Genomic DNA, 26,738 nt, shown 5'->3' on the forward strand with positions numbered 1-26,738 from the left:
CCCGAACGAACCCACGCTACCCATGATGCTTCCTTATCGACTCGAAGCCCGCACGACGCCGTCGCGCACGATGCAGCTCGCCGTGCCGTTGATCGCCGCGTTGCTGACGCTCGCGATCGGCTTCCTGATCTTCGGCCTCGTCGGCCGCGACCCGTTGCAGGCGATGCACGCGTTCTTCATCGAACCGCTCTCCAGCGTCAACGGCTGGTCCGAACTGCTGCTGAAGGCGTCGCCGCTGTGCCTGATCGGCCTCGGTCTCGCCATCGGTTATCGCGCGAACGTGTGGAACATCGGCGCCGAAGGGCAGATGCTGCTCGGCGGCATCGCGGCGAGCGGCGTGGCGATCTATTTCGATCAGGCGAGCGGCTGGTGGATCCTGCCGACCATGATGGTGGCCGGCGTCCTCGGCGGCATGGCGTGGGCCGCGATTCCCGCATTCCTGAAGAGCCGCTTCAACACCAACGAGATTCTCGTGAGCCTGATGCTCACGTACGTCGCGACGCAGCTGCTGATCTATCTCGTGAGCGGGCCGTGGCGCGACCCGCAGGGCATGAATTTTCCGCTCTCGGAGATGTTCAGCGGCGACGCGCTGTATCCGGTGCTGTACGGCGACTGGCACTGGAAATTCCTGCGCGGCACGCGGCTGAATGCCTCGATCTTTCTGACGCTGATCGCGATTCCGCTCGTGTGGCTGTTCATGCGCAAGAGCTTCGCGGGCTACCGGATGAACGTCGGCGGACTGGCGCCGCTCGCCGCGCGCTATGCCGGTTTCTCCGACAAGAAAACCATCTGGACCTCGCTGCTGATCAGCGGCGGCCTCGCGGGCCTCGCCGGCATGGGCGAGATCGCCGGTCCGATCGGCCAGTTGCAGGCGACGTGGTCGCCGGGATACGGCTTCACCGCGATCATCGTCGTGTTCGTCGGTCGGCTGCATCCGCTTGGCATCGTGCTCGCGAGCCTGTTGATGGCGCTGCTGTATCTCGGCGGCGAAGCGGTGCAGACCTCGATGCAGTTGCCGCAGGCGCTCTCGGGCGTGTTCCAGGGCTTGCTGCTGTTCTGCCTGCTCGGCGCCGACCTGTTCGTGAATTACCGCGTGCGGCGCCGCTCGGCCGCAGTGGTTCACTAAGCTCGCCAATTATGGATATCCAGCAAGCCAGCGCGCTCACGTCGAGCGCGATCACCGCATCGATCCCGCTGATGTTCGCGGGCGCCGGCGAACTCGTCGCCGAAAAATCGGGTGTGCTCAACCTCGGCGTGGAAGGGATGATGCTGATGGGCGCCGTGAGCGGCTACGCGGTCACGTCGATCACCGGCAGCCCGTGGCTCGGCGTGCTCGCCGCGATCGGCGCCGGTCTCGCGATGTCGCTGCTGTTCGCGTTCCTCACGCTGACGATGCTCGCCAACCAGGTCGCGACCGGCCTGTCGCTGACGATCTTCGGCATCGGGCTGTCCGCGTATGTCGGCAAGCCGTACACGTCGGCCGCGGTGCGCGCGACGATCGATACGTGGACCATCCCGGGTCTGTCGAAAATTCCGGTGCTCGGCCCGGCGCTGTTCACCCTCACGCCGCTCGATTACCTCGCGTTCCTGATGTTCGCGGTCATCGGCTGGTTCCTGTATCGCACGCGCGCGGGGCTCGTGCTGCGTTCGGTCGGCGAGTCGCCGCAGGTTGCGCACTCGGTCGGCTTTCCGGTGGTCGGCGTGCGCTATGGTGCGGTTGCGTTCGGCGGCGGCATGGCGGGACTGGCCGGCGGCTACTATTCGATCGTCAATCTGCACCTGTGGCAGGAGAACCTGACTTCGGGCCGCGGCTGGATCGCGCTGGCGCTCGTCGTATTCGCGACGTGGCGGCCGGGTCGTCTTCTGATCGGCGCGCTGCTGTTCGGCGCGGTGACCGGTCTGCAGTTCTACGCGCAGGCGATCGGCGTGCCGGTGCCGACGCAGTTCCTCGCGATGCTGCCGTACGTCGCGACGATCGTCGTGCTCGCGCTGATTTCGCGCAATCCGAACACGATCCGGCTCAATGCGCCGGCGTCGCTCGGCAAGCCGTTTTTCTCGGCGGGCTGACGCGACACCAGGCGACCCCCGGCAACACACGTTCTTATCGATCCGCTCAACACTATTCGCTCATCACGACAGGGGAAAGAAAATGAAGAGAAGAAATCTGCTGACCGCATTCGCGTGGGGCGCGGCGTCGCTCGCACTGGCCGCGCCGCTCGCGCAAACCGCGCAGGCCGCCGATGTGCCGGGCGTCGCGTTCGTCTATCTCGGCAATCCGGGCGATGCCGGCTGGACCTTCGCGCACGATCAGGGCTCGAAGGAAGCCGAGGCGAAGTTCGGCAACAAGATCAAGATCACGCGCGTCGAGAACGTGCCCGAGTCGGCCGACTCCGAGCGCGTGTTCCGCGACCTCGCGAACAAGGGCAACAAGATCATCTTCGGCACGAGCTTCGGCTTCCAGGACTTCCAGCTGAAGGTCGCCAAGGACTTCCCCGACACCGTGTTCCTGCACGCGACCGGCTACAAGAAGGCGCCGAACTTCGGTACCTACGACGTGCGCATGTACCAGGGCGCGTATCTGGCCGGCGTCGCCGCGGGCTACGTGACGAAGAGCAACACGCTCGGTTTCGTCGCGTCGGTGCCGATTCCGGAAGTGGTGCGCAACATCAACGCGTTCACGCTCGGCGCGCGCTCGGTGAATCCGAAGGTGCACACGAAGGTGATCTGGATCAACAGCTGGTTCGATCCGGGCAAGGAAAAGCAGGCCGCCGAGACGCTGATCGGCCAGGGCGCCGACGTGCTGCTGCAGAACACCGATTCGAGCGCCACGCTCGCGACCGCGTCGGAGAAACACGTGCACGCGTTCGGCTGGGATTCGGACATGAAGAAGTTCGGTCCTGACGCGCATCTCGGTTCGGTGGTCGCGCACTGGGGCGTGTACTACACCGCGGTGATCCAGCAGGTGCTCGACGGCAAGTGGAAGAACGATCCGGTGTGGTGGGGCCTGCCGCAAAAGGCCGTCAATCTCGAGGATCTGAACACCTCGGTAATTCCGGCCGATGGGCAGAAGCAGGTCGCCGCGAAGCGCGACGAGCTCGCGAGCGGCAAGCGCGACGTCTTTACGGGTCCGATCAAGGATCAGTCGGGTACGGTGAAGGTGCCTGAAGGCAAGACGCTGACCGATCCGGAGTTGCAGCGCCTGAACTGGTATGTCGAGGGGGTGGACGGCTCGCTGCCGAAGTAAATCGCGTTGACTTGCCCGCGGTGTTTGCCGCCGCGGACGGCGTAATGTTGAAGAAGCTGCGTCCAGCCTCGGTTGGACGCAGCTTTTTTATGTGCTGCTTTCGCTGCCGCTCAGTCCTCGATGCGCAGGCCGACCTTCAGCGTCACCTGCCAGTACGCGACCTTGCCGTCCTCGATCTGGCCGCGCGTTTCCGTGACCTCGAACCAGTGCAGATTGCGCAGCGTTTTCGACGCCTTGGCAATCGCGGTGGTGATGGCGTCGTCGATCGATTTCTTCGACGAACCGGTCAGTTCGATCTTCTTGTAAACGTGCTCTGACATGGAAAGTCCTCCTTGGTGTGCGTCGCTGGTCGGGAAAACGCTGCTCGAAAAACGCGCATGGAAAAAAGTATAGGCGGATCAGACGTTGCCGCCAGCACTGCTGGTGCCGCACGTCCCATGCCCGGTATCGCGCGAACTCGCCGCCTGGCGCGGCCGTTATCATGAGCACGCAACATAATCCATTCAATCTGATAGCCGACGAGGTTCGAACGTGGAAACTGGTTTTTGCGGCCCCGGTCTGATGGGCGCGCCGATGATCCGGCATTTGCTGCGCGCGGGACATACCGTGCATGTGTGGAATCGCACGCGGGCCAAGGCCGAGGCCTTGCGGGCCGAGGGGGCGCACGTCGTCGATACGCCGCGCGAACTGGCCGCGCGCTGCGACGCAGTGCTGCTGTGCGTCGCCGACGCGGCGGCGGTCGAACAGACCGTGTTCGGCCCGGCCGGGTTGCTCGATGGGGAGCCGGGGGCCGGCCGTCCGGGGGCCGGCCGTCCGGGGGCCGGCCATCCAGCCGCGTCGCGCCGCCTGCGCTGGATCGTCGATCATTCGAGCATTCCGCCGGCCGCGACGCGTGCGTTGGCGCGGCGGGCGGCGGACAGCGCGGCCCCCATCGGCTGGATCGACGCGCCGGTCTCGGGCGGCGTCGCCGGCGCGACGGCCGGCACGCTCGCGATCATGGCCGGCGGCGCCGCCAGCGATCTCGCCGCGGTACGCCCCTTGCTCGACGCTTACGCGGCGCGCGTCACGCACATGGGCGACGTCGGTGCGGGGCAAACCGCGAAGCTGTGCAACCAGGCGATCGTCACGGCGACCGTTGCCGCGATCGCCGAGGCGGTGAGCCTCGCGCAGCGCAGCGGCATCGACGCCGCGAAGCTGCCCGAGGCGCTCGCCGGCGGCTGGGCCGATTCGGTGCTGCTGCGGACCTTCGTACCGCGCATGACCCAAAGCGGCCTCGCGCCGATCGGCGCATTGCGCACGTTCCAGAAGGACGTCGACACGGTCGCCGCGACGGCCTACGAGACGGGTACGCCGATGCCGGTCGCGTCGACCGTGCAGCAATTGCTGCGACTGGGTGCCGCGATGGGGCTCGCCGACGCGGATTTTTCGGCCTTCATCGACATTCTGCAGACGCCGCGCAGCGGCTCGGGCGGGTGACGCGGGCCGCGCCGGACGAAGTCTCGGGATGAAATCTTCAAACCTGCTAAAATAGTGGGTTTTTCGCCGATATCACATTCAAAGGGACGCGCCGTGCTGTCTACTGCCAATATCACCATGCAATTCGGGCCGAAGCCCCTCTTCGAGAACATTTCGGTCAAATTCGGGGAAGGGAACCGCTACGGCCTGATCGGTGCGAACGGCTGCGGTAAATCCACTTTCATGAAAATTCTCGGTTCGGATCTCGAGCCGAGCTCGGGCAATGTGATGCTCGAGCCGAACGTGCGCCTCGGCAAGCTGCGCCAGGACCAGTTCGCGTACGAAGACGTGCGCGTGCTCGACGTCGTGATGATGGGCCACACGGAAATGTGGGCCGCGATGAGCGAGCGCGACGCGATCTACGCGAACCCCGATGCGACCGACGACGACTACATGCACGCGGCCGAGCTCGAAGCGAAGTTCGCCGAGTACGACGGCTATACGGCCGAAGCGCGCGCGGGCGAACTGCTGCTCGGCATCGGCATTTCGATCGATCTGCACAATGGCACGATGAGCAACGTGGCGCCGGGCTGGAAGTTGCGCGTGCTGCTCGCGCAGGCGCTGTTCTCGAAGCCGGACGTGCTGCTGCTCGATGAGCCGACCAACAACCTCGACATCAACTCGATCCGTTGGCTGGAAGATGTTCTGAACCAGTACAACTCGACGATGATCATCATCTCGCACGACCGGCACTTCCTGAACCAGGTCTGCACGCACATGGCCGACATGGACTTCGGCACGCTGAAGGTCTACCCGGGCAACTACGACGACTACATGCTCGCCAGCACGCAGGCGCGCGAGCGTCAGCAGAACGCCAACGCGAAGGCGAAGGAGCGTGTGGCCGACCTGCAGGACTTCGTGCGACGCTTCTCGGCGAACAAGTCGAAGGCGCGCCAGGCCACCAGCCGTCTGAAGATGATCGACAAGATCAAGATCGAGGAATTCAAGCCGTCGTCGCGGCAGAACCCGTTCATCCGCTTCGAGTTCGAGAAGAAGCTGCACAACATCGCGGTGGTCGCGGAAGACATCTCGAAGAAATACGACCGCACGATCTTCAACGACTTCAGCATCAGCGTGCAGCCGGGCGAGCGCATCGCGATCATCGGCGAGAACGGCGCGGGCAAGACCACGCTGCTGCGCTCGCTGCTCGGCAATCTGCAGCTCGATCACGGCAAGGTGAAGTGGGCGGAAAACGCGAACATCGGTTACATGCCGCAGGACACGTACGAAGAGTTTCCGGGCGACGTCACGCTGATGGACTGGATCGACCAGTACCGCAAGGAAGGCGACGACGAGCAGATGGTGCGCGGCACGCTCGGCCGTCTGCTGTTCAATGCGGACGATATCCGCAAGTCGGTCAAGGTGCTGTCGGGCGGCGAGAAGGGCCGCATGATCTGGGGCAAGCTGATGCTCGGCCGCCACAATGTGCTGCTGATGGACGAGCCGACCAACCACATGGACATGGAGTCGATCGAGTCGCTGCAGATCGCGCTGGATAAGTTCGAAGGCACGCTGATTTTCGTCTCGCACGACCGCGAGTTCGTGAGCGGCCTCGCGAACCGGATCATCGAAGTGAAGACCGATGGCACGTTGAACGACTTCGGTGGCAACTACGAGGACTTCCTGACGAGTCAGGGCGTGCAGTAAGCGTCCCGAAGCGCCCATTCATGTGACGTCATTGTCCCACGGATTTGTCCCATTGGGACAATGGCTGATCGGGCGCAGAACGGACCTGCACGTAACTTTGCGGGCGGACTCCAAAGTCAGTTGATCCACACGCTCAGATTGGCGACCAGCAACCCGCGACGCGACGCATTCGCGTGGCCAACGGCTTGACCCACAGCGGTAAGAGAATGCTGCTGAATCTCAGTCGAATTCCATAGCCGAATGAGTCTGCTTGCGGGTTCCCCCAGCGGCGTCAATACGGCTTGTATTTCGTCGTCCGGCATTACGGAGCTTTGCTGCATTCTGTTCAGATTAAACCGAGCATGCTCCGAGATTCCAAGGCGATTGCACGCAGCAGTGATGGCCGCTTCGTTTTGCCCGCGCACTTGCAAACGCGTAGCGTCGCCGTCGCAGGGCATAAGCATTTGCTCAATCGCCGGTTCCGCAGTAATGAGGCTTTCGACTGCGGACCTCTCGAATCCTTTCGACAGCAATCCCGGGTACGAATGTTTGAGCACCGTTTGCAGGTTGGCTTGCATGACCGTGTTTGTTGCGACTCCCGCATACACGAGATACGAATAGGCCGTGTTTGTCTCAGGTAAGGCATACGTGAGACTCAGGGTTTGAGCAATGGGGAGGAGAATCTGCTGACGATGTAGGAGCCCATTGGTGGTGCAGTGCCGCAGCATGAACATCAATGTCACGAGGTCGATCTGCGAGGGCGTCAACCGAGAAACTGCCGTTACGGCTTCGGTCAAAACAATTTGGCGAAGGCTTCTAGAAGACTCGCCAGCCCGTGCCGCTAATAAATCTACCAATACGGCTTCTGTCACCTCGTCGCCAGTCCGCGCATACGCTTTTTGGGCCTCGAAGAGCGTGTGCTGGAAATCAGGATTAGCGGCCTGCTCGATGCGCTCGAACCCATTCGCTTGCATCTTCTGCAAGAATTGGTCTACCAGATGCTCTGCGCGTTCGCTGGCGATGCGTTGTGCAATGCCTTGCAGTTCAAGTGCATTTGCTCGATACACGTCTACGGCAATCTGACGTGCCTCGGTATACGTCACGCCTTGCACAATCACGTCGCGCCCTGCTTGCGCATTGATTGCGTTGTCCCCTCCTTGCTGATCCTGCCGACCGTTCAGCATAGCCCTAATCGTTCCTATTCACATTGCCGAGGTTTGCATCCCGACCGGCTTGCACATTGATTGAGTTCTTTCCGCCGCGTTGTTGCTGCCCGGAAGGCGATTTGCGCCGGAACACGAAGCTAACTACCCATCCAAGCACTGCCATTACTAACGCAGCACCGATACCATCAAATAGCCATTGCGAGTTGCTTTTAATCCAGTCAAACACCGCGTACGCTCCGACTGCTTGTAAGGCCGCCCCTTCGCAAGGGCGGCCCGTTTGGTTGGTTACTTGCCGTTTTTGGGCGGCTTAGGAAGCGGCACGTGCTGATGCTCCGTTGTGCGCGGGTGTGTCTTTGCGTACTGCTCAGTTACGAACCGACCGGTAACAGAACTACGGTCCACTGGACGGGTATTGGGTTTTGCTTTGCTCATGACTAAAGCCCTTCAGTTGAATGAAGCGACTTCGAGCGCAGACGAAGTTGTAACTGAGCTTGGGCTGGATTGCCCTGGCGGTTACAATTCCGGCGTTCAGGCGTGCTCTCGGAGCCGCTGATCCGCTCGCAGGGTGTTCGAGACCTTGCGAGCGACCCCCATCCAAGGACACTAGATCTTGTGTCCTAAGACGGTGCGCACACTATACCATGTGCGGCGGCCGTGCCTACCTCTCCAAAAGTAAAATTTACACTAGGGAATTCCCTAGGTTTGCCGTTTTTGCTGCGATTATTCGCGGGGACGTACAGCACGTGCGCCGTTACTCCGTGGCCGGTACAGCGGCATGCAGAGCCATCAGGGCGTCGATGAAGTTCTCCGCGTCCTTCCGGTCAGCCACGTACACGTCGGCCAGCTTCCGCCCTTGCGCTGTGCGGGGCTCTACGATGTACCAATGCCCTTTCAGAGAAGTGCGATCCAGAAGCTTCGCCTCGACCATCGTGCGGTAGTACAGCCGCGTTACATCCTTCTTATTTATGTCCTGTCCGTGATGGACCAGACACGAGATTCCACCCGTGAACATCGCGGCTGCAACAGAGCCGCAAATAGGCAAGTCAGGCGGTGAGCCCTCACCGAACTCCAGATAGTCGTCGTGCACTTCGACGTACTGCGGACGCTTGCTTTCAGGTTGCTCATACATGATGCGTTCTACGATCTTCTTGGGATCGCCGTGCACCGGGCCAGCCGTGTATTCCGCTGGAACATAGACGCACGCCGTGAGCATGAGAGCGGACAACGATACAGATAGCGCGGCTTTCATTTGGCCCCCTTGTGGTTATTTGCGAGGCATCGTAGCAGAGCCGAACCCAAAATTGATGCGCTTATTCGCGGGGAGTTAAGCCGCACGCACGCGCCCGTGCGCCCCCGTAGGCGCCTGCGCGCATCTTTCCAGCCAGCGGAGGGTGGCGTGGGCACCGTGACGAGTGGGTGGCAGACGGCGCATGGCTGGTGACGGGCTGGCCGACGAGTGGCGGTGGCCGCAGCCTCAATTACGCGACAGGCACGGACAAGCCCGCCAGCATTGGGCGAGCGGGCGGCAATTACTGGCAGCTAACGTTTAGGCGGCGCGGACGCGAGGGCCGAGCCACCCGTATTCTGTTCAATAAACGACCGAATGATGCACACATGCAACAGCGCCGCGAGCGTGTGCAAAAAGACCGTTGACAGAGTTGTTGAACACATGCAGTATGTGAACACCTTTGTTGAACAGGACGCAAACATGAGTCGGACATTCCTTTATGCCCGAGTCTCGACGGGCGAGCAGACCACGGCCAACCAGCTACATGAGGCGAAGACCAAGGGCTTCACGGTGGACGCCAAACGCACGGTGGAGGAGACGATCAGTGGCAGCGTTGCGGCGATGGATCGACCGAAGTTCAAGGCGTTGGTCGAGCACAAGCTGGACGATGGCGACAAGCTGATCGTGACGAAGCTAGATCGTCTAGGCCGCAATACGAGCGATGTGCTGGCGACTGTCGAGCGGCTGGCGGCAATGGGCGTCCGCTTGCATTGCTTGGCGCTTGAAGGCGTCGATCTTACGAGCGCAGCAGGCAAGCTGCACATGACAGTCCTAGCAGCAGTGGCGCAGTTCGAGCGCGATCTGCTGATTGAGCGGACGCATGCGGGGCTGGCGCGTGCCCGTGCAGAGGGTCGCAAGGGTGGCAGACCGGACGCGCTCACGGACGCTCAGAAGGCCGAGATTCGGGCAGCGTTAGCAGCAGGCGACACGAGCGCTAGAGCGCTGGCGAAGCAATACGGCGTAGCGCCGAACACCATTCTGAAGGTGAGCAGGGAGGAGGCGGCAGAGTAAGGCGCTGGCACCGCACACCGTAGCAACCCGGACAGTCTTGGCGGATCGACCGGGCAACCAACTCACACGCGGGCCAGCGCGCCCGCACATTATGGCAGACCATCATGAACACGAACATCGCATTGAACAACGAAGCTAACCGTATCGCTGCTGACATCGACAGCGGGGAAGTCCACGCAGGCGCGTACGAGGAAGGCGCGTTCTTCGCGGACACGGATTGGACGTGGGCGCTGAAAGAGAAGAATGCCGCGTGCCGACCGTCGAGCATGGCCGAGCACTGCGCGATGGCATGGGCGTTCGTCGCGGGCAGTGTGTGCCCGGAATGGAATAACGAGCATGCCCGCCTCTCGTTCTTGCTCGGCTATGAGGACCGGGCCACTGAGCTTGCAGACATCGGGGAAGCTGGATACGAGGCGCTGGCAGAGGCCGGGACCGTGGCCGATACGGAAGGCTGGATGCTCCAAGGTAAGCCGTGGGCGGCGAGGGTTAGCAGCCGGGAAAAGGCGCTCCGTGCGATCCGCGCGGCTTGGGCGGGTGCTGCGGCATGGCAGGCGCGAGCAGAAGAGACCGGGGCGGCTGGCGACAGATACCGCGCCGAGGAAGCACTGATTCGTGCCAAGTACGCAGGCGACTGCGGACGAGCACCGGCTTACGTGGCCGAGGCCGCGATGATTGCGCACTGAGCGGCGGCGATAATCGCTAGTTAGCTGAACGAGGCCCGCCGCGAGCGGGCTTTGTGCATTCTGGCGCGAGTGAATCCTTCGTCGCTGGCACTGGGCTAGTGAACGGCATCCAGTAACGGGTAGCGACTATCGCGGACGAAGCGCCCGGTTCGCAATTGCGACGTACCTCTTGCGCTAATCAAAGGAGCAGAGCATGACGATTACGATTGCGAACAGCATTGCCACTACGTACGAGGGTGAGACGCACTTGCTGAGATCACGCACAGTTAGCTACAACGACACGGACGGTGAGGTGCGCACGGTGCGCCTCGAGTCCCTTGACCCGCGTGACGCTGCGGCGATGGCGCGGGTAACGGGCAAGCTGCCGAATGACATTATTGGCGCAGCCATCGCACTAGGCTGGAGTGCGGCTGATGCAGCCGCAGCGTGGATTAGTGGCGTACGGCGCGGTGCGATGCACGGCCCTGTGGACCCGACTCTGCACAATCCGCTCGGCAACCCGTCGAACGCCATCGACTGGTGATGAATGTGCTCTCTCGCGATCAGGCTCTTGCTGGCCTCGAATTACTGACGGACAGCGAAAAGCGCGCAGCAAGCAAGGCATCAACCGTGCTGTCCGTACGGCTGGCTGAACAGCGGCAAGAGAAGCACGCCGCCGAGTGGCGAGCGCGTGTAGGCAAGGGCACGCCCGGCCCATCCGAGCGGCGGCACGCGTAGCGCAGCACGCCGTGGGCGCACCACGGCATCTACCAACAGACCAATCACTAGGAGCACCACATGGCAGCAAAGAAGCTAGAACAATTCGCACTCCCGATCAGTACCGATGCAGCACAAGCACGTCTTCGGGAATTGTCGTGCGCGATCCTTGAAGCCCGCCCGCTTGTCGAGCAGCTTACCCGCCTTATGGCAGCAAAGGATGTGCTTCGCGCAGCCGAGGCAGAAGCCGCGTTCCTCAACGACAACCTCGAAGGAATCCGGCGAGCGGACTTCGAGCGGCAGGTGGACGAGTACGAGATCACTGCGATTGAGAACACAGTAAGCGGCGACGCGACGCATAACCGCGCTGGCTTCCCGACCTACAACGTCCACGGCCTGTACAAGGGCGCACCGTTCACGGCCCCGCTGGCGAATCAGAGCCGCGTTCTGTTGGCCGCAGTGGCCCGACGCCCGGAGCTTATCCCCTTCGATGTCTTGCGGCGCGCGGATACGCCGCTGGATGCCCTGCTGCGCAACGTGCGCGACGTGAACCGGGGCTACCGCGACTAACGCTGTACAGGCCCGCTATGCCGTGGGCGGGGCGAGCCGCCCCTTCGCGTTACCGAACATGACCCAAGCCGCTGCGAGCGCCGTACGCGCGCCGCAGGGCACCTACCATACGAGAGATTGAATGAAACTTCTGACCGCACAAGAAATCCGCGCGTCCCGCATCGGCTTCGATACCGAGCGCTTCAACGATACCGCGAAGCGCATGGGTTGCCACGCTGCCGATGTACACCGAGCCATGTCTTATGAGAGCCTGACCCAAGCAGAACGCGACGAGATTATCGCCTCATTCCTTAGCGCGGATCGCGTGGGCGACATTGCGAACCGCCTCGGCACCTCGCAGACCGCTGTGCTTACGACAGTGCGTGGAGCGCTGATTCACGCCCGCGTCGAAGCCGCGATGAAGGTGGCTGCGTAATGGCACACACCTTGACCCGCGTCCTGCCGACAGACCGGGCTCGGGTGCAATCCGATCCGGCCTATCACGACAGACTAAAGGCCGAGCTTGGCGTTGCACGCTTCTCCGCATTCCTCCGTGACGATAGCCGCTACCTCGGCGCAGCGCATCCACGCTGCGGTACCCGCGAGCGCCTGACGGCGAATGGTCGATGCATTGCATGCGAGCGCCACCGCAGGAACCGAGCGAAGCATCTCAAGCGCATGGCTGAGGCAAACCGTGAAGCCCACGGGCGCACGTAACTCTCGCGCACGCGGCTTCTGGCAAGTTGCACCATACGCGTCGAAGCTGACGCGCGCGCACCGCGCCGCAGCGAAAGCGGATCATGCATTCGCTCGGGCTCTGCGCGAGCAGACCATCTACCCGCAGCGAATCGACGCGCTGATCGCTGGCCGCACTTGGTTCGACGGAAAGGAATGCGCGAAGTGTGGCGGCTCGCGCAGGCGCGTTTATGACGTGGCCTGCTATGACTGCACACAGATCGGTCGTGGCTTCAAAACGGGCACTAAGGGTCGGTGCATTGCGCTGCCTCCTGCGAAGCTGTCCCGCGATGGGTGGCTCGCGCGCAACGCCGAGCGCAAGCGGGAAGCTGCGGGCGAATACATCGAGTACAGCAGCGGCGAGTGGAGCGCACGGCAGTATCCAACGGGACGCCTCAGCGTGCGGTGCCTCGCGCATCACATCGACAACCCGGACTTTCGCACGGTCCACGGCTCGCGCATCTTTCAATTGTGCGAACAGCACCCCGACCTCCTGATCCTGCTGCGGCGGGCTGGATGGTCGATCTAACCAACAGACTAAAGGAACACGAACATGGGTATCAATTTCAGCCTCGACAGCGACGGCGGTGTAGTTGTACAACAGAACGCGGGCGGGGGCTTCAGCAACACCACCTTCAACGGCGGTGTGAGCGGCGGCTCGCAATCCAGCGGGCCGATGGCGCAGGGCGGCACGGACATCAACGCGTTCGCCAACGCGGAGCGGCGACAGGGCGTGCTCGGCTCGGGCATCGACATCGACAGCTTCAACAAGCTGACGCAGGGCATGATCCAGCCGTACATCGACCGCGCGAAGAAGGAGCAGTACGCCGAGGGCATGGCCCAAGCGGCGCAGGGCAAGTCGCTTATCGACATCGAGAACGACCAGCCGTGGTACACGAAGATTTACGGCCCCGACGCCACGGTGCAGGGCGCGCAGATGTTCAACATCAACGCCGCGATGAACGACGCGCAGACGCAGTTCATGCAGGCGATGCCGCAGTTGCGCGAGCGCAGCCCCGATCAGGTGCGGCAGTACCTCGTGGACAAGATGGGCCAAGCACCGACGACGGGCGACCAGTTCACCGATGCGATGGTGCAGCAGAAGCTCGCAGAGCAGCTTCCGAAGATGCTCGACCAGCACATGCAGCAGTACGTGCAGTACACGCAGGAGCAGAACTACAACGGCTTCGCGAACATGGGGACGAGTGCGGCCAAGGCCATGCAGTCCACGCTGGCGGCAAGTCCTAATGCGACGGACGATGACATCAACGCCGCGCACGCGGACTACCGTGCGCAGTTGGCCAAGCCGGACAACATGACGACCAACGCGTACCAACGCGCGCTGCGTGACATCACGATCTCGAATGCGACGAATGGTAACTGGCAGGGTGTGCGCGCTATTCAGGAGATGCCTGAGTATCAGCAGATGGACCCGCAGATGCAGGCGGAACTGACGGACAAGATTCCGCTGCTGGAGGCGCAGGCCGCGCAGAAGAACCCCGCTAACATGTCTCTGCAAGACAGCCGCGATGGGCTCGTGTTCCATCTGACGAAGGGCATCAGTCCGTACGGCTCGACACCGGCAGACCACGCGGCGGCGATTCAGGCGATGCAGTCTATGAACGACCAGTGGAAGCTCAAGAACGGTGACGCCACGCCTCTGTTCACGCAGACGCAGATGCGTCAGACGCTCTTACAGATGGACGAGAACAACCAGCGCCGCGCGCTCGGCGCGCAGAAGGCGTTGCTCGGTCAGCAGAACATCTCGCAGGCGCAGGCCGCGTGGACGAACTCATTCACCAGCGGCGACGGTGGCGCGAGCATGAAGGCGTACGAGGGCACGTATCCGTCGTGGGTCAAGGATCAGCAGCTTGACTCGATCTACAACAACGCCGTGCAGCAGCCCACCGACTCACCTGCACAGCAAGCCTTCTGGCCGCAGGCGTCGCAGAACGCCAAGTCCGGCCTGCTGGTCCCGGCGCTTCAGAAGACCATCCAGCGGCAGACTGCTGGCCTGCTCGACGGCGATGGTCCCGCGACCAACAGCCAAGTGTCGGCGCTCACCATCGCGCAGAACCTCCGCAATGGTCCGGGTGGTGTGCAGGCGGTGAAGGCGTACTTCGGGGATCAGGCCGAGGGCGCGCTCGCTATCCTCGACACGGTGCAGGACTTCCGCGACCCGGAGCAGATGGCCACGGCCCGCCAGCAGATCGCGCTGGGCAAGAACGCACAGCCATCCGATCTGGAGAAGAAGGCCGCGATTGCGTACGTCAAGGGGCAAGACCCTAGCGCGTGGCAATTCTGGAAGTCAGGTCAGCTTGACGGCTACCACCTGAACGACGCGGCTATCGGCAACCTGTCGAACGAGATCGGCCCGATCATGGCGCAGAAGATGAAGGCGTTCCCGTCGATGTCGCAGGACGACGCGGCGCAGTCAGCTATGCGTCAGTACCTCGGTAACGCCGACCTCATGCCGGGAACGTACGTGCCAGAGGATCGCGCGAAGTGGGGTCCGGGCAACGGCTTCCAAGACTTCGTGGCGAAGAACGGCGGCGCTGCCAACGGGCAGACCTCGACGCTGTACCAGCACGCGCTGAACGACATCGTGAAGCAGCAACTGACGGCACAGATCGCGAAGAACGGCGGCGACATGTCGAACTTCGACGCTGATAAGTGGAGCGGGCAGTACGGCATGTACATGGGCAACGGCAGGATGATGCTAATGATGACGAAGGGCGACGGCAGCAACGCGAAGATTTACGTCGATGCTCGTGATGTCGGCGCACAGATGGACAAGCACCGCCTAGACGCGGCGTACCAGCAGCGCAAGGTCGGAGACTTGGGCAGTTACCAATCCGGCACTGGCGCGATGGACTTCACACCTTAAGCGTGGCGCGGCAGCGGCCTCGTGAGAAGCCGCTGCCTTACCTGCATCCTCACTGCTAACCGAGCTTGCGGGCAAGATCGCGTACTTGCAAATGGGTGTATCGGTGCAGCATTCGTATGTCTTGGTGCCCAGTGATACTGGCGACGTCCATAACAGACAGCCCTTTCTCGAACAGGCGAGACGTAGCTTCATGGCGCAGATCATGGAAGTGAAAGTCGATGATTCCGGCGCGCTCGACGGCACGCCTAAAGGCCAGCTTCAGCGCGTTCGGAGTGAGGCCGGGAAACACGGCACCTTTAGGATCATCGTGTGGCGGGCGAAGCGTCAAAAGGGTTGAAACTGCGCGGCTCGAAAGTGCGACACCCCTTGACCTTCCTGTCTTTGTCCGCGTCAATTGTATGGACGGCTCCTTGAGATGCACTCGCTCCCATTCAAGTCCTACTATCTCGCTTCGACGCATCGCGGTTTCGAGCGCTAGAACGATGATAGGCAGCACGTACGGATTCTTTGTCGCTTCACACGCGTCCATCAGCGCAGTTTCTTCGGCACGGCTTAAACGACGTTCGCGAGGTAACCCTTGCGGCGCACCCCGGACCCGTTGGAACGGATTCGTTTTGAAGTCCATGTCCCACTCGCCACGCGCTATTTCGATGACGTGCCCAAGCAAACTCTTGTCGCGATTCATCGTTGAGCCACTGACACGCTGCATGCGCTCATCACGCCATTGAGCAACACGGACTCCTGTCAGACCTTCCAAGGGACAGTCAGCTATGGACTGTTTGAGCAAACCGCGCATGCGAATGGCTTCTTCGCCGCATGCTGTTTTGTGAGGAGTCACTTCCTCAAGGTAGCGGCGCATTAGATCACCGAACACGCGGTACTTCTGATCGCACTGCGCGGCGATGCGCTGTTGCGTCTCGACGGTGCAAATGTCTGCAACCCGCTTCGCGATGGCCGCTTCTTGCTCGGTCATCCATGCTTCGGCTTGGTCGCTTGTGCGGAAAGTGCGTGAAAGTCCGGGGAAACCTTTGCGGCGAATTTTGGCTGTGTACGACCCGTTGGGGCGCTTCTGAATAGTACCCATACCTGACTCCATGATTTAGTGGGTGCAGGTGCAGGCCGGTCATTGCCGCCGCCACTCGGCGGATACAGTATGCCATGGAGAATTCGCCATCTGTTGCGCGCGGGCGTCAGCCGAGCGAGGCGAAGCCGACGCGAGCCGCGCATGCTTAAAGGTGCGGCCCGCAGCGGAGATTACAGCAGGGCCGTCAGTCGAGTTTCTTGGCTAAGTCTTCAGCGCGTAGGTGGGTGTAGCGCTGGAGATGCTTCAGGTTCTTGTGCCCGGTGATCGTTGCCACCTCCATGACATTCAGCCCCTTTTCGAACAGGCGGCTCGCGGCCTCATGGCGCAGATCGTGAAAGTGCAAGTTACCGAGGCCGCATTGCTCTCGCACTCGGCTGAAGGCGTACTTCATGGCTGACTGCGTTAGCTTGAACACGCGGCCCGTATGCGGGGGCGGGCACCACGTCAGCGCCTCGACTGCGCGAGTGGAAAGCGGCACCTTGCGCGCGGTACCGTTCTTCGTCATCGGGAGGAGGGCAGTACGAGCTTTCACGTCGATGTTTTCCCATCGCAGCTTCGCTATCTCTCCCTGACGCATGGCTGTCTCGATGGCGAGGATGATGGCCGGAGCGATCTCGCGGTTGAAGTCGATGGCCTTCTCGATCAGCCGCTCGTCGTCACCCGCCAAGAGGCGCACATCACGCGGCAGCGGGAGCTTAGGTCTACGCAGCCCGCGTACGGGGTTCGCAGACAGCCCCATGTCCCATTCATCAATAGCTACCTTGCAGACTGAGGAGATGGCGTCGAGTTCGCGGCCAACCGTGCTTCCAAGAACTTCGGTGACTCGCCGGTCGCGCCATTCCGCAAGGTGCGGCTTACCGAACGCGGCGACCGGGACGGCGCATAGGGCTTTCTCCTTCTTAAGCATCCGTTGCAGAACCCGACGCTCCCATTCTCCCGACCTACGATGCGGGGCCACCTGTGCAACGTATTTCCTGAAGAGATCGCCCACTGTCGGCCCGGTGTCGGCCTTCTCATGTTCCGCTGCCCAACGGAGCGCTTCCTTCTCGGTCGAGAACGTTGCGGACAGTTGCGGCTGTCCCTTGCGACGAATCTTTGCCTGCCATTTTGTCCCACGCACGCTGATTGAGGCCATTCATGTTCTCCAAGTGTTTGATTTTGAACATGAATGGGCGTCGTCTCGCACGACCGCGAGTTCGTGAGCGGCCTCGCGAACCGCATCATCGAAGTGAAGACCGATGGCACGCTGAACGACTTCGGCGGCAACTACGAGGACTTCCTGACGAGTCAGGGCGTGCAGTAAGCGGCTGGTCGCTGCTCTTCAGCGATCCCCAAAGTCCCACCCCGGCAGTCTGCCGGCGTGGGACTTTTTTCATTCACCGGCCCAGCGCGAGCCTTCGAATGACTTCATCCAGCTTGCCCATCGGGCGAGCCTGTCCAGGAACCGCCCCGTTCGCAGGCTTCGCCGCCCTCGCCGTGGGGTGCCTCATGAGTTCGTGTGGAGGCTGCATCGGGTGACTTCGCAACGCGCTTTCCGCTTCCCGCCCAAGCGCGACGAACTTCACGGATCGAGGGAAGAGGTCGATGAAGTCAGTCAGAATCTGGCCCGTCGCCTGTAGCTCGTGATTCGATGGGCGGCGGTTGCTCTCGATATCGTCGTCCGCGAACGGATGAAACGGGAACGCATTCCATAGCGCGAACTCCGTCGGTCCGAAGCCATTGGCGAGCATCGTCTGCCAGACGACCGAGGCGGTTCTCTCATAGACACCGTATTCGCGGTCCGTCATTCGCGACAGCGCAGCGGGGCAACTGGTGCGGGCGGCCGCACCGGGCAGGTAGGGGGCTGGTAGCGGGCTACGCTCCGATCCCATGGTCAAGCCGTTGAGCTTCGTATCGTTGCCAAGCAGAATCCGCTCGGAGGTCATCGCGATGCCGGTGAAACGCCCGCCGCGGCAACTCAGTGCCTCGGCAATCAGGATCACCTTGACGCTGGTGCGGCGCGCTTGCAGGTAGGCCGCAAGCTGTTGCCGGCGAATCAGTGGTGCGTCGATGCCGGGCTGATCGCGCTCATCGGTCTGCGACCATGGATTGAACACGTTGGCCATTGGGCGCCATTCGGCGAGGCACTGAACGAAGTCCCGGGCGGCGGTCATGGAGTCGAAGTTTTCCGAAGCAAAAAAATGCCGGGCAAGTCCCGGCATTCTTCAGGGTGGCGAGCAACCTCGACCCGCCATGCGCGCGACGAATACGCTCACACCTTGTCGTTCTGAAACCGCATCGCCGTGCCATCCCGTTCGATCCGGGCCCAGATCGCACGCTTTTCCTCGTCGCTGAGGAACACCCAGTTGGACACTTCGGTGGCGGTGCGGCCGCAGCCTTTGCAGACCTCGTCGAACAGCGTGGAGCACACGCCGATGCACGGGCTGTCGGGAAGATCGTGGAGATTCGAAGTCATCGGAAACCTTGGAGCGGGGAGGCAAAGTCCCGCTATGTTAACCGATGCGCGGCACGCGTCTGCGACGCGCTGGTCAGCGTCATGCGAAGTACGCGCGAATCGCCCCGACGCGGGCCATCACGCTCCGACCGCCAGTTGCCACAACAGCGCAGCATTCAGCGCAATGATGAATGCCGCCGACAGCCACGCCAGCGCGAGCGGCAGGCCGCGCACGCGCCAGCCGCGCATCAGCGTCGCATCGGACGCACAGCGGATCAGCGGGACGACCGCGAGCGGCAATTGCAGGCTCAGCACGACCTGGCTCGCGACCAGCAACTGGTTCGAGCCATGCTGGCCGAACAGTCCCACCGCGAACAGCGCCGGCCCGATCGCGAGCGCGCGCGTGAGCAGCGCGCGTTTCCAGCGCGGCAGCCGCAGCCGCAAGAAGCCCTCCATCACGGCCTGTCCGGCCAGCGTGCCGGTGACGGTCGCGCTGAGCCCGCACGCGAGCAGCGCCGCCGCGAACAGGATGCCGGCCCAGCGGTTGCCGACGAGCGGCGCGATCAGTCGATGCGCATCGGCCAGATCGGTCACGTCGCGATGGCCGCTCGCATAGAACACGGCCGCGGCGACGATCAGCAGCGCCGCGTTGATCACGAACGCGAACGCCAGCGAGCCGAAGGTATCGAGATTGACGACGTGCAGCGCGACCTTGATCTGCGCGTCGCTGCTGTCCGGCGCGTGATGCTTGACGAGCGCCGAATGCAGATACAGGTTGTGCGGCATGACCGTCGCGCCGACGATGCCCGCCGCGAGCCACAGCATGCCCGCGTTTCTGATCAGCTCGATGCTCGGCGCGGTGCCGGCGAGCGCCGCGTGCCAGTCGGGCCGCGCGAGCGCGAGCTGCACGACGAAGCACAGGCCGACGAAGCCGATCAACGCGGCGATCACCGCCTCCAGCCTGCGGCCGCCTTTCTGCTGGAGCGCGAGCAGCGCGAACGTGCAGACCGCCGACATCAGCACGCCGACCGTCAGCGACACGCCGAGCAGCAGTTGCAACGCAACGGCGCTGCCGACCACCTCGGCGACATCGCAAGCGATGATCGCGACTTCGCTGGTCAGCCACAGGAACAGGGTCGCGCGTCGACCATTGCGTTCGCGGCACAGTTGGGCAAGATCGCGCCCGGTCACGACACCGAGGCGCGACGACAGCCATTGCATCAGCATCCCCATCAGGCTCGCCAGCAGCACGATGCCGAGCAGCCTGTAGCCGTAGCCCGCGCCGGCGCCGAGCGCGGTCGCCCAGTTGCCGGGATCGATATAGCCGACCGCGATCAGCGCGCCGGCGCCGAGGAACGAGAACCAGTGCGCCGGACGCGTCGGATCGGCCGGCAGACGCCGGCGCCGGTTGGGACGCATCGCGAAAGGATTGGTATTCATCGTGCCTGAGCTGCCCGGAAACGCATCCTGTTGCAAGTCACATGCCCATTGCATGGGCGCGGCCGTCGCGCGACGCTATCGCGCAGCGCGCATCAAAAGACCATGATAGGAGCATTCTGACCATCGCGGCGACGCTGCATCCCGAAAAGGGTGCGCCGGATGCCGACGCAGCCCGGCATCGTCAGGCACCGTCGCGCGCCCGCGCGGGTCCTGGCGTCGCACCACCGGAATGCGGGCCGACGCCGACCTGACAACGAGTTGACAGCGACACGACAAAACCGCGCGGCCCGCACGCAACACGTAAAACGCGCGAGCGCGGCACGCGTATTTTTCGGTAGACACGCGCCGATAACCCGTTAAAATTGCGCCCATTTTGCAAGGGTGCGGGCAGAGCCTGTACCGTTTGCGCGACAGCTCCGGGTTCTTTTTTGGAGCGGGCAATAATTGGTGGTAGTTTTCGGGGTTTTCAGGGGGCCGTGCGCGCGACGGCGCGGCTGAGGGACGACAGGATCGGAGAACGGGATGAACAAACGGATAGTGGGGCAGGTGGCAGCGCTTGTCTTGTGCGCGGCGCCGTGGCTGACGGCCGCTGCGAAGGATACGCAACTCAACGTGTATAACTGGTCCGATTACATCGCCAAGGACACGATCCCGAACTTCACGAAGCAGACCGGCGTCCAGGTCAAGTACGACAACTACGACAGCGACGACACGCTGCAGGCCAAGCTGCTCACCGGCAACTCGGGCTACGACATCGTCGTGCCGACCAGCAACTACGCGGGCAAGCAGATCGCCGCGGGCATCTTCGAGCCGCTCGACAAATCGAAGCTGCCGAACCTCAAATACCTCGACCCGTCGCTGATGGCGCTCGTCGCCGGCGCCGATCCGGGCAACAAGTACGTGGTGCCCTGGGCGTACGGTACGACCGGCCTCGGCTACAACGTGACGAAGGTCCAGCAGATCCTCGGCAAGGACGTGCCGCTCGATAACTGGGACATTCTGTTCAAGCCGGAAAACATCTCGAAGCTGAAGGCCTGCGGCGTGTCGGTGCTCGACGCGCCGGACCAGATGTTCGCGGCCGCACTGCACTACATGGGCAAGGACCCGATGAGCACGAACCCGGCCGACTACCGCGCCGCGCTCGAAATGCTCAAGAAGATCCGCCCGTACATCACGCAGTTCAACTCGTCGGGCTATATCAACGACCTCGTCGGCGGCGACGTCTGCTTCGCGTACGGCTGGTCGGGCGACGTCGTGATCGCCAAGCATCGCGCGGTCGAGGCGAAGAAGCCGTACAAGATCGAGTACTTCGTGCCGAAGGGCGGCGCGCCGGTGTGGTTCGACGTGATGGCGATTCCGAAGGACGCGAAGCACAAGGAAGCCGCGCTCGAGTGGATCAACTACATCGAGACACCGCAGGTGCACGCCGCGATCACCAACGCCGTGTACTACCCGAGCGTCAATATGGAAGCGCGCAAATACGTGGACAAGGACGTCGCGAACGATCCGGCCGTGTATCCGTCGCCGGAAACCATCAAGACGCTGTTCCTGCTGAAGCCGCTGCCGCAGGAAATCCAGCGGCTCCAAACGCGGCTGTGGACCGAGTTCAAGTCCGGCCGCTAAGCGCGGCAATCTACAACGAATAAGCAGCATCATGAAGCCCTCGGTGATCACCGGGGGCTTTGTTCGTCAAACGCCGGAGTGAAGCAGCATTATGATGAGTAGTGACCAGCCGGGCGCGCTGGCCGGGACGGCCGTGCCGTCGACGGGCCCGAACGCCGTTACGGGCGACGCAGCCGAGCAGTTCATCCAGATCGTCGACGTCGTGAAGAAGTTCGGCGAGACTGTCGCGGTCAAAGGCGTCAGCCTGACGGTCAGGAAGGGCGAGCTGTTCGCGCTGCTCGGCAGTTCGGGCTGCGGCAAGTCCACCTTGCTGCGCATGATGGCAGGGCTCGAAACGGTGAGCTCGGGCAAGATCCTGATCGATGGCGAAGACCTCGCGCAACTGCCGCCGTATCGCCGGCCGGTCAACATGATGTTCCAGTCGTACGCGCTGTTCCCGCACATGACGGTCGAGGCGAATGTCGCGTTCGGCCTGAAGCAGGAAGGCGTGCCGAAGGCCGAGCTGAAAGACCGCGTGCACAATGCGCTCGAACTCGTGCAGATGGGCCGCTTCGCGAAGCGCAAGCCGCATCAGCTGTCGGGCGGCCAGCAGCAGCGCGTCGCGCTGGCGCGTTCGCTCGTCAAGCGGCCGAAGCTCCTGCTCCTCGACGAGCCGATGTCGGCGCTCGACAAGCAGATCCGCCAGCGCACGCAGATCGAGCTCGTCAACATTCTCGACCAGGTCGGCGTCACCTGCATGATGGTCACGCACGATCAGGAAGAGGCGATGACGATGGCCGACCGCCTCGCCGTGATGAGCGAAGGTCAGATCGTGCAGCTCGGCACGCCGCATGAAGTCTACGAGTATCCGAACAGCCGTTTCTCGGCGGAGTTCATCGGCTCGACCAATCTGTTCGAAGGCCGTACGATCGAGGACGAACCCGATCACGTGTTCATCGAAACGCCGGATCTGCCGTGCCATTTGCACGTCAATCACGGCATCACCGGCCCGCTCGGCATGCCGGTCACGATTTCGGTGCGGCCCGAGCGCATCGCGCTCACGCGCAAGCCGCCCGAGGGCGCGTACAACTGGGGCAAGGGCGTCGTCACGAATATCGCGTACATGGGCGGCTATTCGCTGTATCACGTGAAGCTCGACGGCGGCAAGACCGTGATCGCGAACGTGACGAGCCTCGCGCTCACCGAGATCGATCCGCCGACCTGGGGCGACGAAGTGTACGTGCGCTGGAGCGCATCGGCCGGCGTGGTGCTGACGTCATGAAAGAAGCGCTTTCCTCGTTTTTCGGATGGCCGGCGCGGCGCTTGAAGCTCACCGGCCAGACCGCGGTGGTGGCGGGGCCGTTCATCTGGCTGCTGCTGTTTTTCCTCGTGCCGTTCCTGCTGGTCGTGAAGATCAGCTTCGCCGATTCGCAGCTCGGCATTCCGCCTTACACGCAGATCGTCACCTTCGCGGAAGGCGCGCTGCACATCACGCTCGATCTGTCGCACTACGCGTTCTTGCTGACCGACAGCCTGTACTTCGCGACCTATGTGAATTCGGTCGTGGTCGCGGCGATATCGACCGTGCTGTGTTTGCTGATCGGCTATCCGATGGCGTACTACATCGCGCGCTCGAATCCGGCCACCCGCAATCTGCTGATGATGGCCGTGATGCTGCCGTTCTGGACGTCGTTCCTGATCCGCGTGTACGCATGGATCGGCATTCTGAAGAACAACGGGCTGCTGAACAATTTCCTGATGTCGATCGGGCTGATCCATTCGCCGATCGAGCTGTATCACACGAATACGGCGGTCTATATCGGCATGGTGTATTCGTATCTGCCGTTTCTCGTGATGCCGCTTTACGCGCACCTCGTGAAAATGGACCTGACCTTGCTCGAGGCCGCGTACGACCTCGGCGCGAAGCCGTGGAAGGCGTTCTGGCAGATCACGTTGCCGCTGTCGAAGAACGGCATCGTCGCGGGCTGCCTGCTGGTGTTCATTCCGGCGGTCGGCGAATACGTGATTCCTGAGCTGCTCGGGGGCGCCAACACGCTGATGATTGGCCGCGTGATGTGGAATGAGTTCTTCGACAACGCCGACTGGCCGATGGCGTCCGCCGTCACGTGCGCGATGGTGGTGCTGCTGCTGGTGCCGATGGCGCTGTTCCAGCATGCGCAGGCGAAGGCATTGGAGGAGGGCCGCCAATGAAGCCGAATCGCATGCTGCAGCTGATCGCTCTGGGCATCGGCTTTCTGTTTCTGTATATCCCGATCGTCAGCCTCGTCGTGTATTCGTTCAACGAATCGCAACTGGTGACGGTGTGGACGCGCTTTTCGATCCGCTGGTATGTGGCGCTGTTGAGCGACGACGAGCTCATCACGTCGGCGTGGCTGTCGTTGCGGATCGGCTTGCTGACCGCGTTCGCGTCGGTGATCATCGGTACGTGGGCCGGTTTCGTGCTCGCGCGCATGGGGCGCTTTCGCGGCTTCACGCTGTACACCGGCATGATCAATGCGCCGCTGGTGATCCCCGAAGTGATTCAGGGCATTTCGCTGTTGCTGCTGTTCATCGAAATGGCGCGCTGGATCGGTTGGCCGGCCGAACGCGGCATCTTCACGATCTGGATCGGTCACGTGATGCTGTGCATTTCGTACGTCGCGATCATCGTGCAGTCGCGTGTACGGGAGCTGCATCCGTCGCTCGAGGAAGCCGCGCTCGACCTCGGCGCGACGCCGTTGCGGGTGTTTTTCTCGGTGACCTTGCCGCTGATCTCGCAGGCGCTGGTGTCGGGCTGGCTGCTGTCGTTCACGCTGTCGATCGACGACCTCGTGCTGTCCGCGTTCCTGTCCGGTCCCGGTTCGACGACCTTGCCGCTCGTCGTGTTCTCGCGTGTGCGCCTCGGCCTGAACCCGGAGATGAATGCGCTCGCGACGCTGTTCATCGCGGTCGTCACCGTTGGCGTCGTCGCGGCGAACTTCTTCATGCAGCGCGCGGAACGCAAGCGGGCCGTGATGGCGGTTTGAGGCGTCGCGCCTGCTCGAACCACCTGATCGAACCATGACTCGCGGTCTTCACTTCTTGCGACGAGCGCCATGATCGCGTCCCTTCTGCAGGTGCTGGACTGGGAGCCGCTTTATCGGCTGTGGGAACTGATCGTGATGATCGTGAAGTTTCTGTGGGAGCTGTTGCAGCTGCTGGGCGGCGGCGGGTAGTGCATGGGCCAGCCCGCGAACGGGTCAGCCGACTCAACGCGCGAAGCGATAATCCTGTGGCCGCACGCGCCGCGTACGTTTGCGAAAGCTGAACGTGAAGCCTGGCCAGATCGCGGTGACCTTGCCGCTCCGGGTCTGATAGTAGCTATGGCAGCCCGTCGTCCACACCGCGTGCTGCATCTCCTGCTGCAGGCGCGCGTTGAAATCGCGCTGCACGTCGGCGCGCAGCGTCATCGTGCGGGCGTTCTGCTTGCGCAGCACGCGCAGACAATCGACGATGTAGCGCAGCTGCGACTCGATCATGTAGATCATCGAGTTATGGCCGAGCGCCGTGTTCGGGCCGGCGATCATGAAGAAGTTCGGGAAGTTCGCGATGCTCGTGCCGAGATAGGCCTCGGGCCCATCGCGCAGCCATAGCGCGCTGAGGTCGCTGCCATCGAGGCCGGTCACTTCGAACGGCGCGCGCACGTCGTTGACCTGGAAGCCGGTGCCGCAGATGATCGCATCCGCGCGGTGATGCACGCCGTCGTCCGTCACGATGCCATCCGCGACGATTTCGCGAATCCCGCTCGTCACGACCTCGACGTTCGGCTGACAGACGGCCGGGTAATAGTCGCTCGACAGCAGCACGCGCTTGCAGCCGAGAAGGTAGTTCGGCGTGAGCTTCGCGCGCAGCGCCGGGTCCTTGACGCGTCGCGCCAGATAGCTGAGGCCGAACTTCATCGGCCTCTTCATCAGCTTCGGATTGACGACGAACGCGACCCCGCGCGATTCGAGCTGCCAATAGATCGCACTGCGTACGAACCGCTGCGTGAACGGCAACGTGCGAAAGAGCCACTGCGCGCGCGGGCCGATCGGCTTGTCGCGCTTGGGCATCACCCACGGCGCGGTGCGCTGGAACAGGTCCAGATGCGCGACGCGCGGCTGGATTTTCGGCACGAACTGGATCGCGCTCGCGCCGGTGCCGATCACCGCGACGCGTTTGCCGTCGAGCGGATAGGCGTGATCCCAGCGCGCCGAATGGAACAGCTTGCCCTCGAACCGTTCGAGACCGGCGATGCGCGGCAGCGCCGGACGCGACAGCGGACCGCTCGCGGCGATCAGCACGTCGGCCTCGATGGTTTCCCGCGCGCCGTTCGTGTCGAGGTCGACCAGCCAGATCTGCCGCGCTTCGTCGAAGCGCGCGGCGCTGACCTTCGCGTTGCAGCGCACATAGCGATCGACGTCGTACTTGCGCGCGCAGTGCTGCAGATACGCGAGAATTTCGGCTTGACTGCTGAACGCGCGCGACCACGCCGGATTCGCCTCGAACGAAAACGAATAGAGATGCGAGGGGACATCGCAGGCAGCGCCTGGATAGGTATTGTCGCGCCACGTGCCGCCGATGCCGCTCGCGGCCTCGTAGACCGTAAACGACGTGATGCCCATCTGCTGCAGATGGATCGCCATGCCGATCCCGGCAAAGCCACTGCCGACGATCGCAATGCGCGGCGAGGCGGATGAAGCGGAGGAGGCGGACGTCACGATGGTCTCCGGCAGGGGCGAAAGCGGCGGGTGAAGCGA

Annotated in this window: 26 protein-coding genes; 17 read left to right on the forward strand and 9 right to left on the reverse strand. The window is 62.7% G+C overall.

Annotation, left to right across the window (positions count from 1 at the left end; translation table 11 throughout):
* The first annotated feature begins 22 nt into the window (after positions 1-22).
* From CI15_RS18910 to CI15_RS18920, 3 genes are all read left to right on the forward strand, one after another.
* Positions 23-1,126 carry an ABC transporter permease gene (locus CI15_RS18910; RefSeq protein WP_062129802.1) on the forward strand — a complete coding sequence of 368 codons (1,104 nt, stop codon included), beginning with the start codon at positions 23-25 and terminating at the stop codon, positions 1,124-1,126.
* An 11-nt stretch (positions 1,127-1,137) separates the two neighbouring features.
* A complete protein-coding gene (locus CI15_RS18915; protein ID WP_062129803.1) occupies positions 1,138-2,067 on the forward strand; it encodes an ABC transporter permease in 930 nt (309 codons plus the stop codon).
* 82 nt (positions 2,068-2,149) lie between these two features.
* Positions 2,150-3,244: a BMP family ABC transporter substrate-binding protein gene (locus tag CI15_RS18920; protein WP_062129804.1), complete on the forward strand. Its 1,095-nt coding sequence runs from the start codon at positions 2,150-2,152 to the stop codon at positions 3,242-3,244.
* 110 nt (positions 3,245-3,354) lie between these two features.
* On the opposite strand, the gene CI15_RS18925 is transcribed toward CI15_RS18920, so the two are convergent.
* Positions 3,355-3,564, reverse strand: coding sequence for a dodecin (locus tag CI15_RS18925; RefSeq protein WP_062129805.1), 210 nt, complete (start codon positions 3,562-3,564; stop codon positions 3,355-3,357).
* A gap of 211 nt (positions 3,565-3,775) precedes the next feature.
* Between CI15_RS18925 and CI15_RS18930 the strand changes: the two genes are divergently transcribed.
* Together CI15_RS18930 and CI15_RS18935 are read left to right on the forward strand one after the other, a co-directional pair.
* Positions 3,776-4,720: an NAD(P)-dependent oxidoreductase gene (locus CI15_RS18930; RefSeq protein WP_062129806.1), complete on the forward strand. Its 945-nt coding sequence runs from the start codon at positions 3,776-3,778 to the stop codon at positions 4,718-4,720.
* A 93-nt stretch (positions 4,721-4,813) separates the two neighbouring features.
* Positions 4,814-6,406, forward strand: a complete 1,593-nt coding sequence (locus tag CI15_RS18935) for an ABC-F family ATPase (RefSeq protein ID WP_062129807.1) — start codon at positions 4,814-4,816, stop codon at positions 6,404-6,406.
* Positions 6,407-6,522: 116 nt separating this feature from the next.
* Here CI15_RS18935 and CI15_RS18940 read toward each other — a convergent pair whose 3' ends face one another.
* Positions 6,523-7,569: an LPO_1073/Vpar_1526 family protein gene (locus CI15_RS18940; protein WP_062129808.1), complete on the reverse strand. Its 1,047-nt coding sequence runs from the start codon at positions 7,567-7,569 to the stop codon at positions 6,523-6,525.
* 733 nt (positions 7,570-8,302) lie between these two features.
* Positions 8,303-8,800: a hypothetical protein gene (locus CI15_RS18945; RefSeq protein ID WP_153041141.1), complete on the reverse strand. Its 498-nt coding sequence runs from the start codon at positions 8,798-8,800 to the stop codon at positions 8,303-8,305.
* 459 nt (positions 8,801-9,259) lie between these two features.
* On the opposite strand from CI15_RS18945, the gene CI15_RS18950 reads away from it, so the two are divergent.
* The 7 genes from CI15_RS18950 to CI15_RS18980 all read left to right on the forward strand — a co-directional run bounded on the left by CI15_RS18950 (position 9,260) and on the right by CI15_RS18980 (position 15,400).
* Entirely contained in the window at positions 9,260-9,850 is a 591-nt protein-coding gene (locus CI15_RS18950; RefSeq protein WP_062129919.1) for a recombinase family protein, read from the forward strand.
* A gap of 104 nt (positions 9,851-9,954) precedes the next feature.
* A complete protein-coding gene (locus CI15_RS18955) occupies positions 9,955-10,533 on the forward strand; it encodes a hypothetical protein (protein ID WP_062129810.1) in 579 nt (192 codons plus the stop codon).
* Positions 10,534-10,726: 193 nt separating this feature from the next.
* Positions 10,727-11,056, forward strand: coding sequence for a hypothetical protein (locus tag CI15_RS18960; RefSeq protein ID WP_062129811.1), 330 nt, complete (start codon positions 10,727-10,729; stop codon positions 11,054-11,056).
* A 254-nt stretch (positions 11,057-11,310) separates the two neighbouring features.
* Positions 11,311-11,799: a hypothetical protein gene (locus tag CI15_RS18965; RefSeq protein WP_062129812.1), complete on the forward strand. Its 489-nt coding sequence runs from the start codon at positions 11,311-11,313 to the stop codon at positions 11,797-11,799.
* Between the two features lie 121 nt (positions 11,800-11,920).
* Entirely contained in the window at positions 11,921-12,214 is a 294-nt protein-coding gene (locus CI15_RS18970; protein WP_062129813.1) for a hypothetical protein, read from the forward strand.
* Positions 12,215-12,397: 183 nt separating this feature from the next.
* Positions 12,398-13,042, forward strand: a complete 645-nt coding sequence (locus CI15_RS18975) for a hypothetical protein (RefSeq protein ID WP_062129814.1) — start codon at positions 12,398-12,400, stop codon at positions 13,040-13,042.
* Positions 13,043-13,066: 24 nt separating this feature from the next.
* The gene (locus CI15_RS18980) at positions 13,067-15,400 is read left to right on the forward strand and encodes a hypothetical protein (RefSeq protein WP_062129815.1); all 2,334 of its coding nucleotides are present in this window, start codon (positions 13,067-13,069) and stop codon (positions 15,398-15,400) included.
* Positions 15,401-15,455: 55 nt separating this feature from the next.
* Here CI15_RS18980 and CI15_RS18985 read toward each other — a convergent pair whose 3' ends face one another.
* Entirely contained in the window at positions 15,456-16,484 is a 1,029-nt protein-coding gene (locus CI15_RS18985) for an integrase (protein ID WP_062129816.1), read from the reverse strand.
* A gap of 184 nt (positions 16,485-16,668) precedes the next feature.
* Entirely contained in the window at positions 16,669-17,619 is a 951-nt protein-coding gene (locus CI15_RS18990; RefSeq protein ID WP_062129817.1) for a site-specific integrase, read from the reverse strand.
* A 33-nt stretch (positions 17,620-17,652) separates the two neighbouring features.
* Between CI15_RS18990 and CI15_RS38055 the strand changes: the two genes are divergently transcribed.
* A complete protein-coding gene (locus CI15_RS38055) occupies positions 17,653-17,787 on the forward strand; it encodes a hypothetical protein (RefSeq protein WP_277621041.1) in 135 nt (44 codons plus the stop codon).
* 73 nt (positions 17,788-17,860) lie between these two features.
* Here the strand turns inward: CI15_RS38055 and CI15_RS18995 are convergent, their stop codons facing one another.
* The 3 genes from CI15_RS18995 to CI15_RS19005 form a co-directional block, all read right to left on the reverse strand.
* Positions 17,861-18,685: a uracil-DNA glycosylase gene (locus CI15_RS18995; protein WP_241495864.1), complete on the reverse strand. Its 825-nt coding sequence runs from the start codon at positions 18,683-18,685 to the stop codon at positions 17,861-17,863.
* A 50-nt stretch (positions 18,686-18,735) separates the two neighbouring features.
* Entirely contained in the window at positions 18,736-18,939 is a 204-nt protein-coding gene (locus CI15_RS19000) for a DUF1289 domain-containing protein (protein WP_062129818.1), read from the reverse strand.
* 117 nt (positions 18,940-19,056) lie between these two features.
* Positions 19,057-20,358 carry an Nramp family divalent metal transporter gene (locus CI15_RS19005; protein WP_062129819.1) on the reverse strand — a complete coding sequence of 434 codons (1,302 nt, stop codon included), beginning with the start codon at positions 20,356-20,358 and terminating at the stop codon, positions 19,057-19,059.
* A gap of 522 nt (positions 20,359-20,880) precedes the next feature.
* On the opposite strand from CI15_RS19005, the gene CI15_RS19015 reads away from it, so the two are divergent.
* The 4 genes from CI15_RS19015 to CI15_RS19030 all read left to right on the forward strand — a co-directional run bounded on the left by CI15_RS19015 (position 20,881) and on the right by CI15_RS19030 (position 24,986).
* On the forward strand, positions 20,881-21,981 hold the full coding sequence (locus CI15_RS19015; RefSeq protein WP_062129821.1) for a polyamine ABC transporter substrate-binding protein: 1,101 nt from the start codon (positions 20,881-20,883) through the stop codon (positions 21,979-21,981).
* 94 nt (positions 21,982-22,075) lie between these two features.
* Positions 22,076-23,242, forward strand: a complete 1,167-nt coding sequence (locus CI15_RS19020) for an ABC transporter ATP-binding protein (RefSeq protein WP_062129921.1) — start codon at positions 22,076-22,078, stop codon at positions 23,240-23,242.
* A complete protein-coding gene (locus CI15_RS19025) occupies positions 23,239-24,171 on the forward strand; it encodes an ABC transporter permease subunit (RefSeq protein ID WP_062129822.1) in 933 nt (310 codons plus the stop codon). The genes CI15_RS19020 and CI15_RS19025 overlap by 4 nt, the downstream gene beginning before the upstream one ends.
* Positions 24,168-24,986, forward strand: a complete 819-nt coding sequence (locus CI15_RS19030) for an ABC transporter permease subunit (RefSeq protein ID WP_062129823.1) — start codon at positions 24,168-24,170, stop codon at positions 24,984-24,986. Before CI15_RS19025 ends, CI15_RS19030 begins: the two co-directional genes overlap by 4 nt.
* Positions 24,987-25,208: 222 nt before the next feature.
* Here CI15_RS19030 and CI15_RS19035 read toward each other — a convergent pair whose 3' ends face one another.
* Complete coding sequence (locus CI15_RS19035; RefSeq protein ID WP_062129824.1) at positions 25,209-26,699, reverse strand: flavin-containing monooxygenase; 1,491 nt, start codon at positions 26,697-26,699, stop codon at positions 25,209-25,211.
* Positions 26,700-26,738: the final 39 nt, after the last annotated feature.

It is taken from the genome of Paraburkholderia monticola, from assembly GCF_001580545.1.
Lineage (GTDB): Bacteria > Pseudomonadota > Gammaproteobacteria > Burkholderiales > Burkholderiaceae > Paraburkholderia > Paraburkholderia monticola.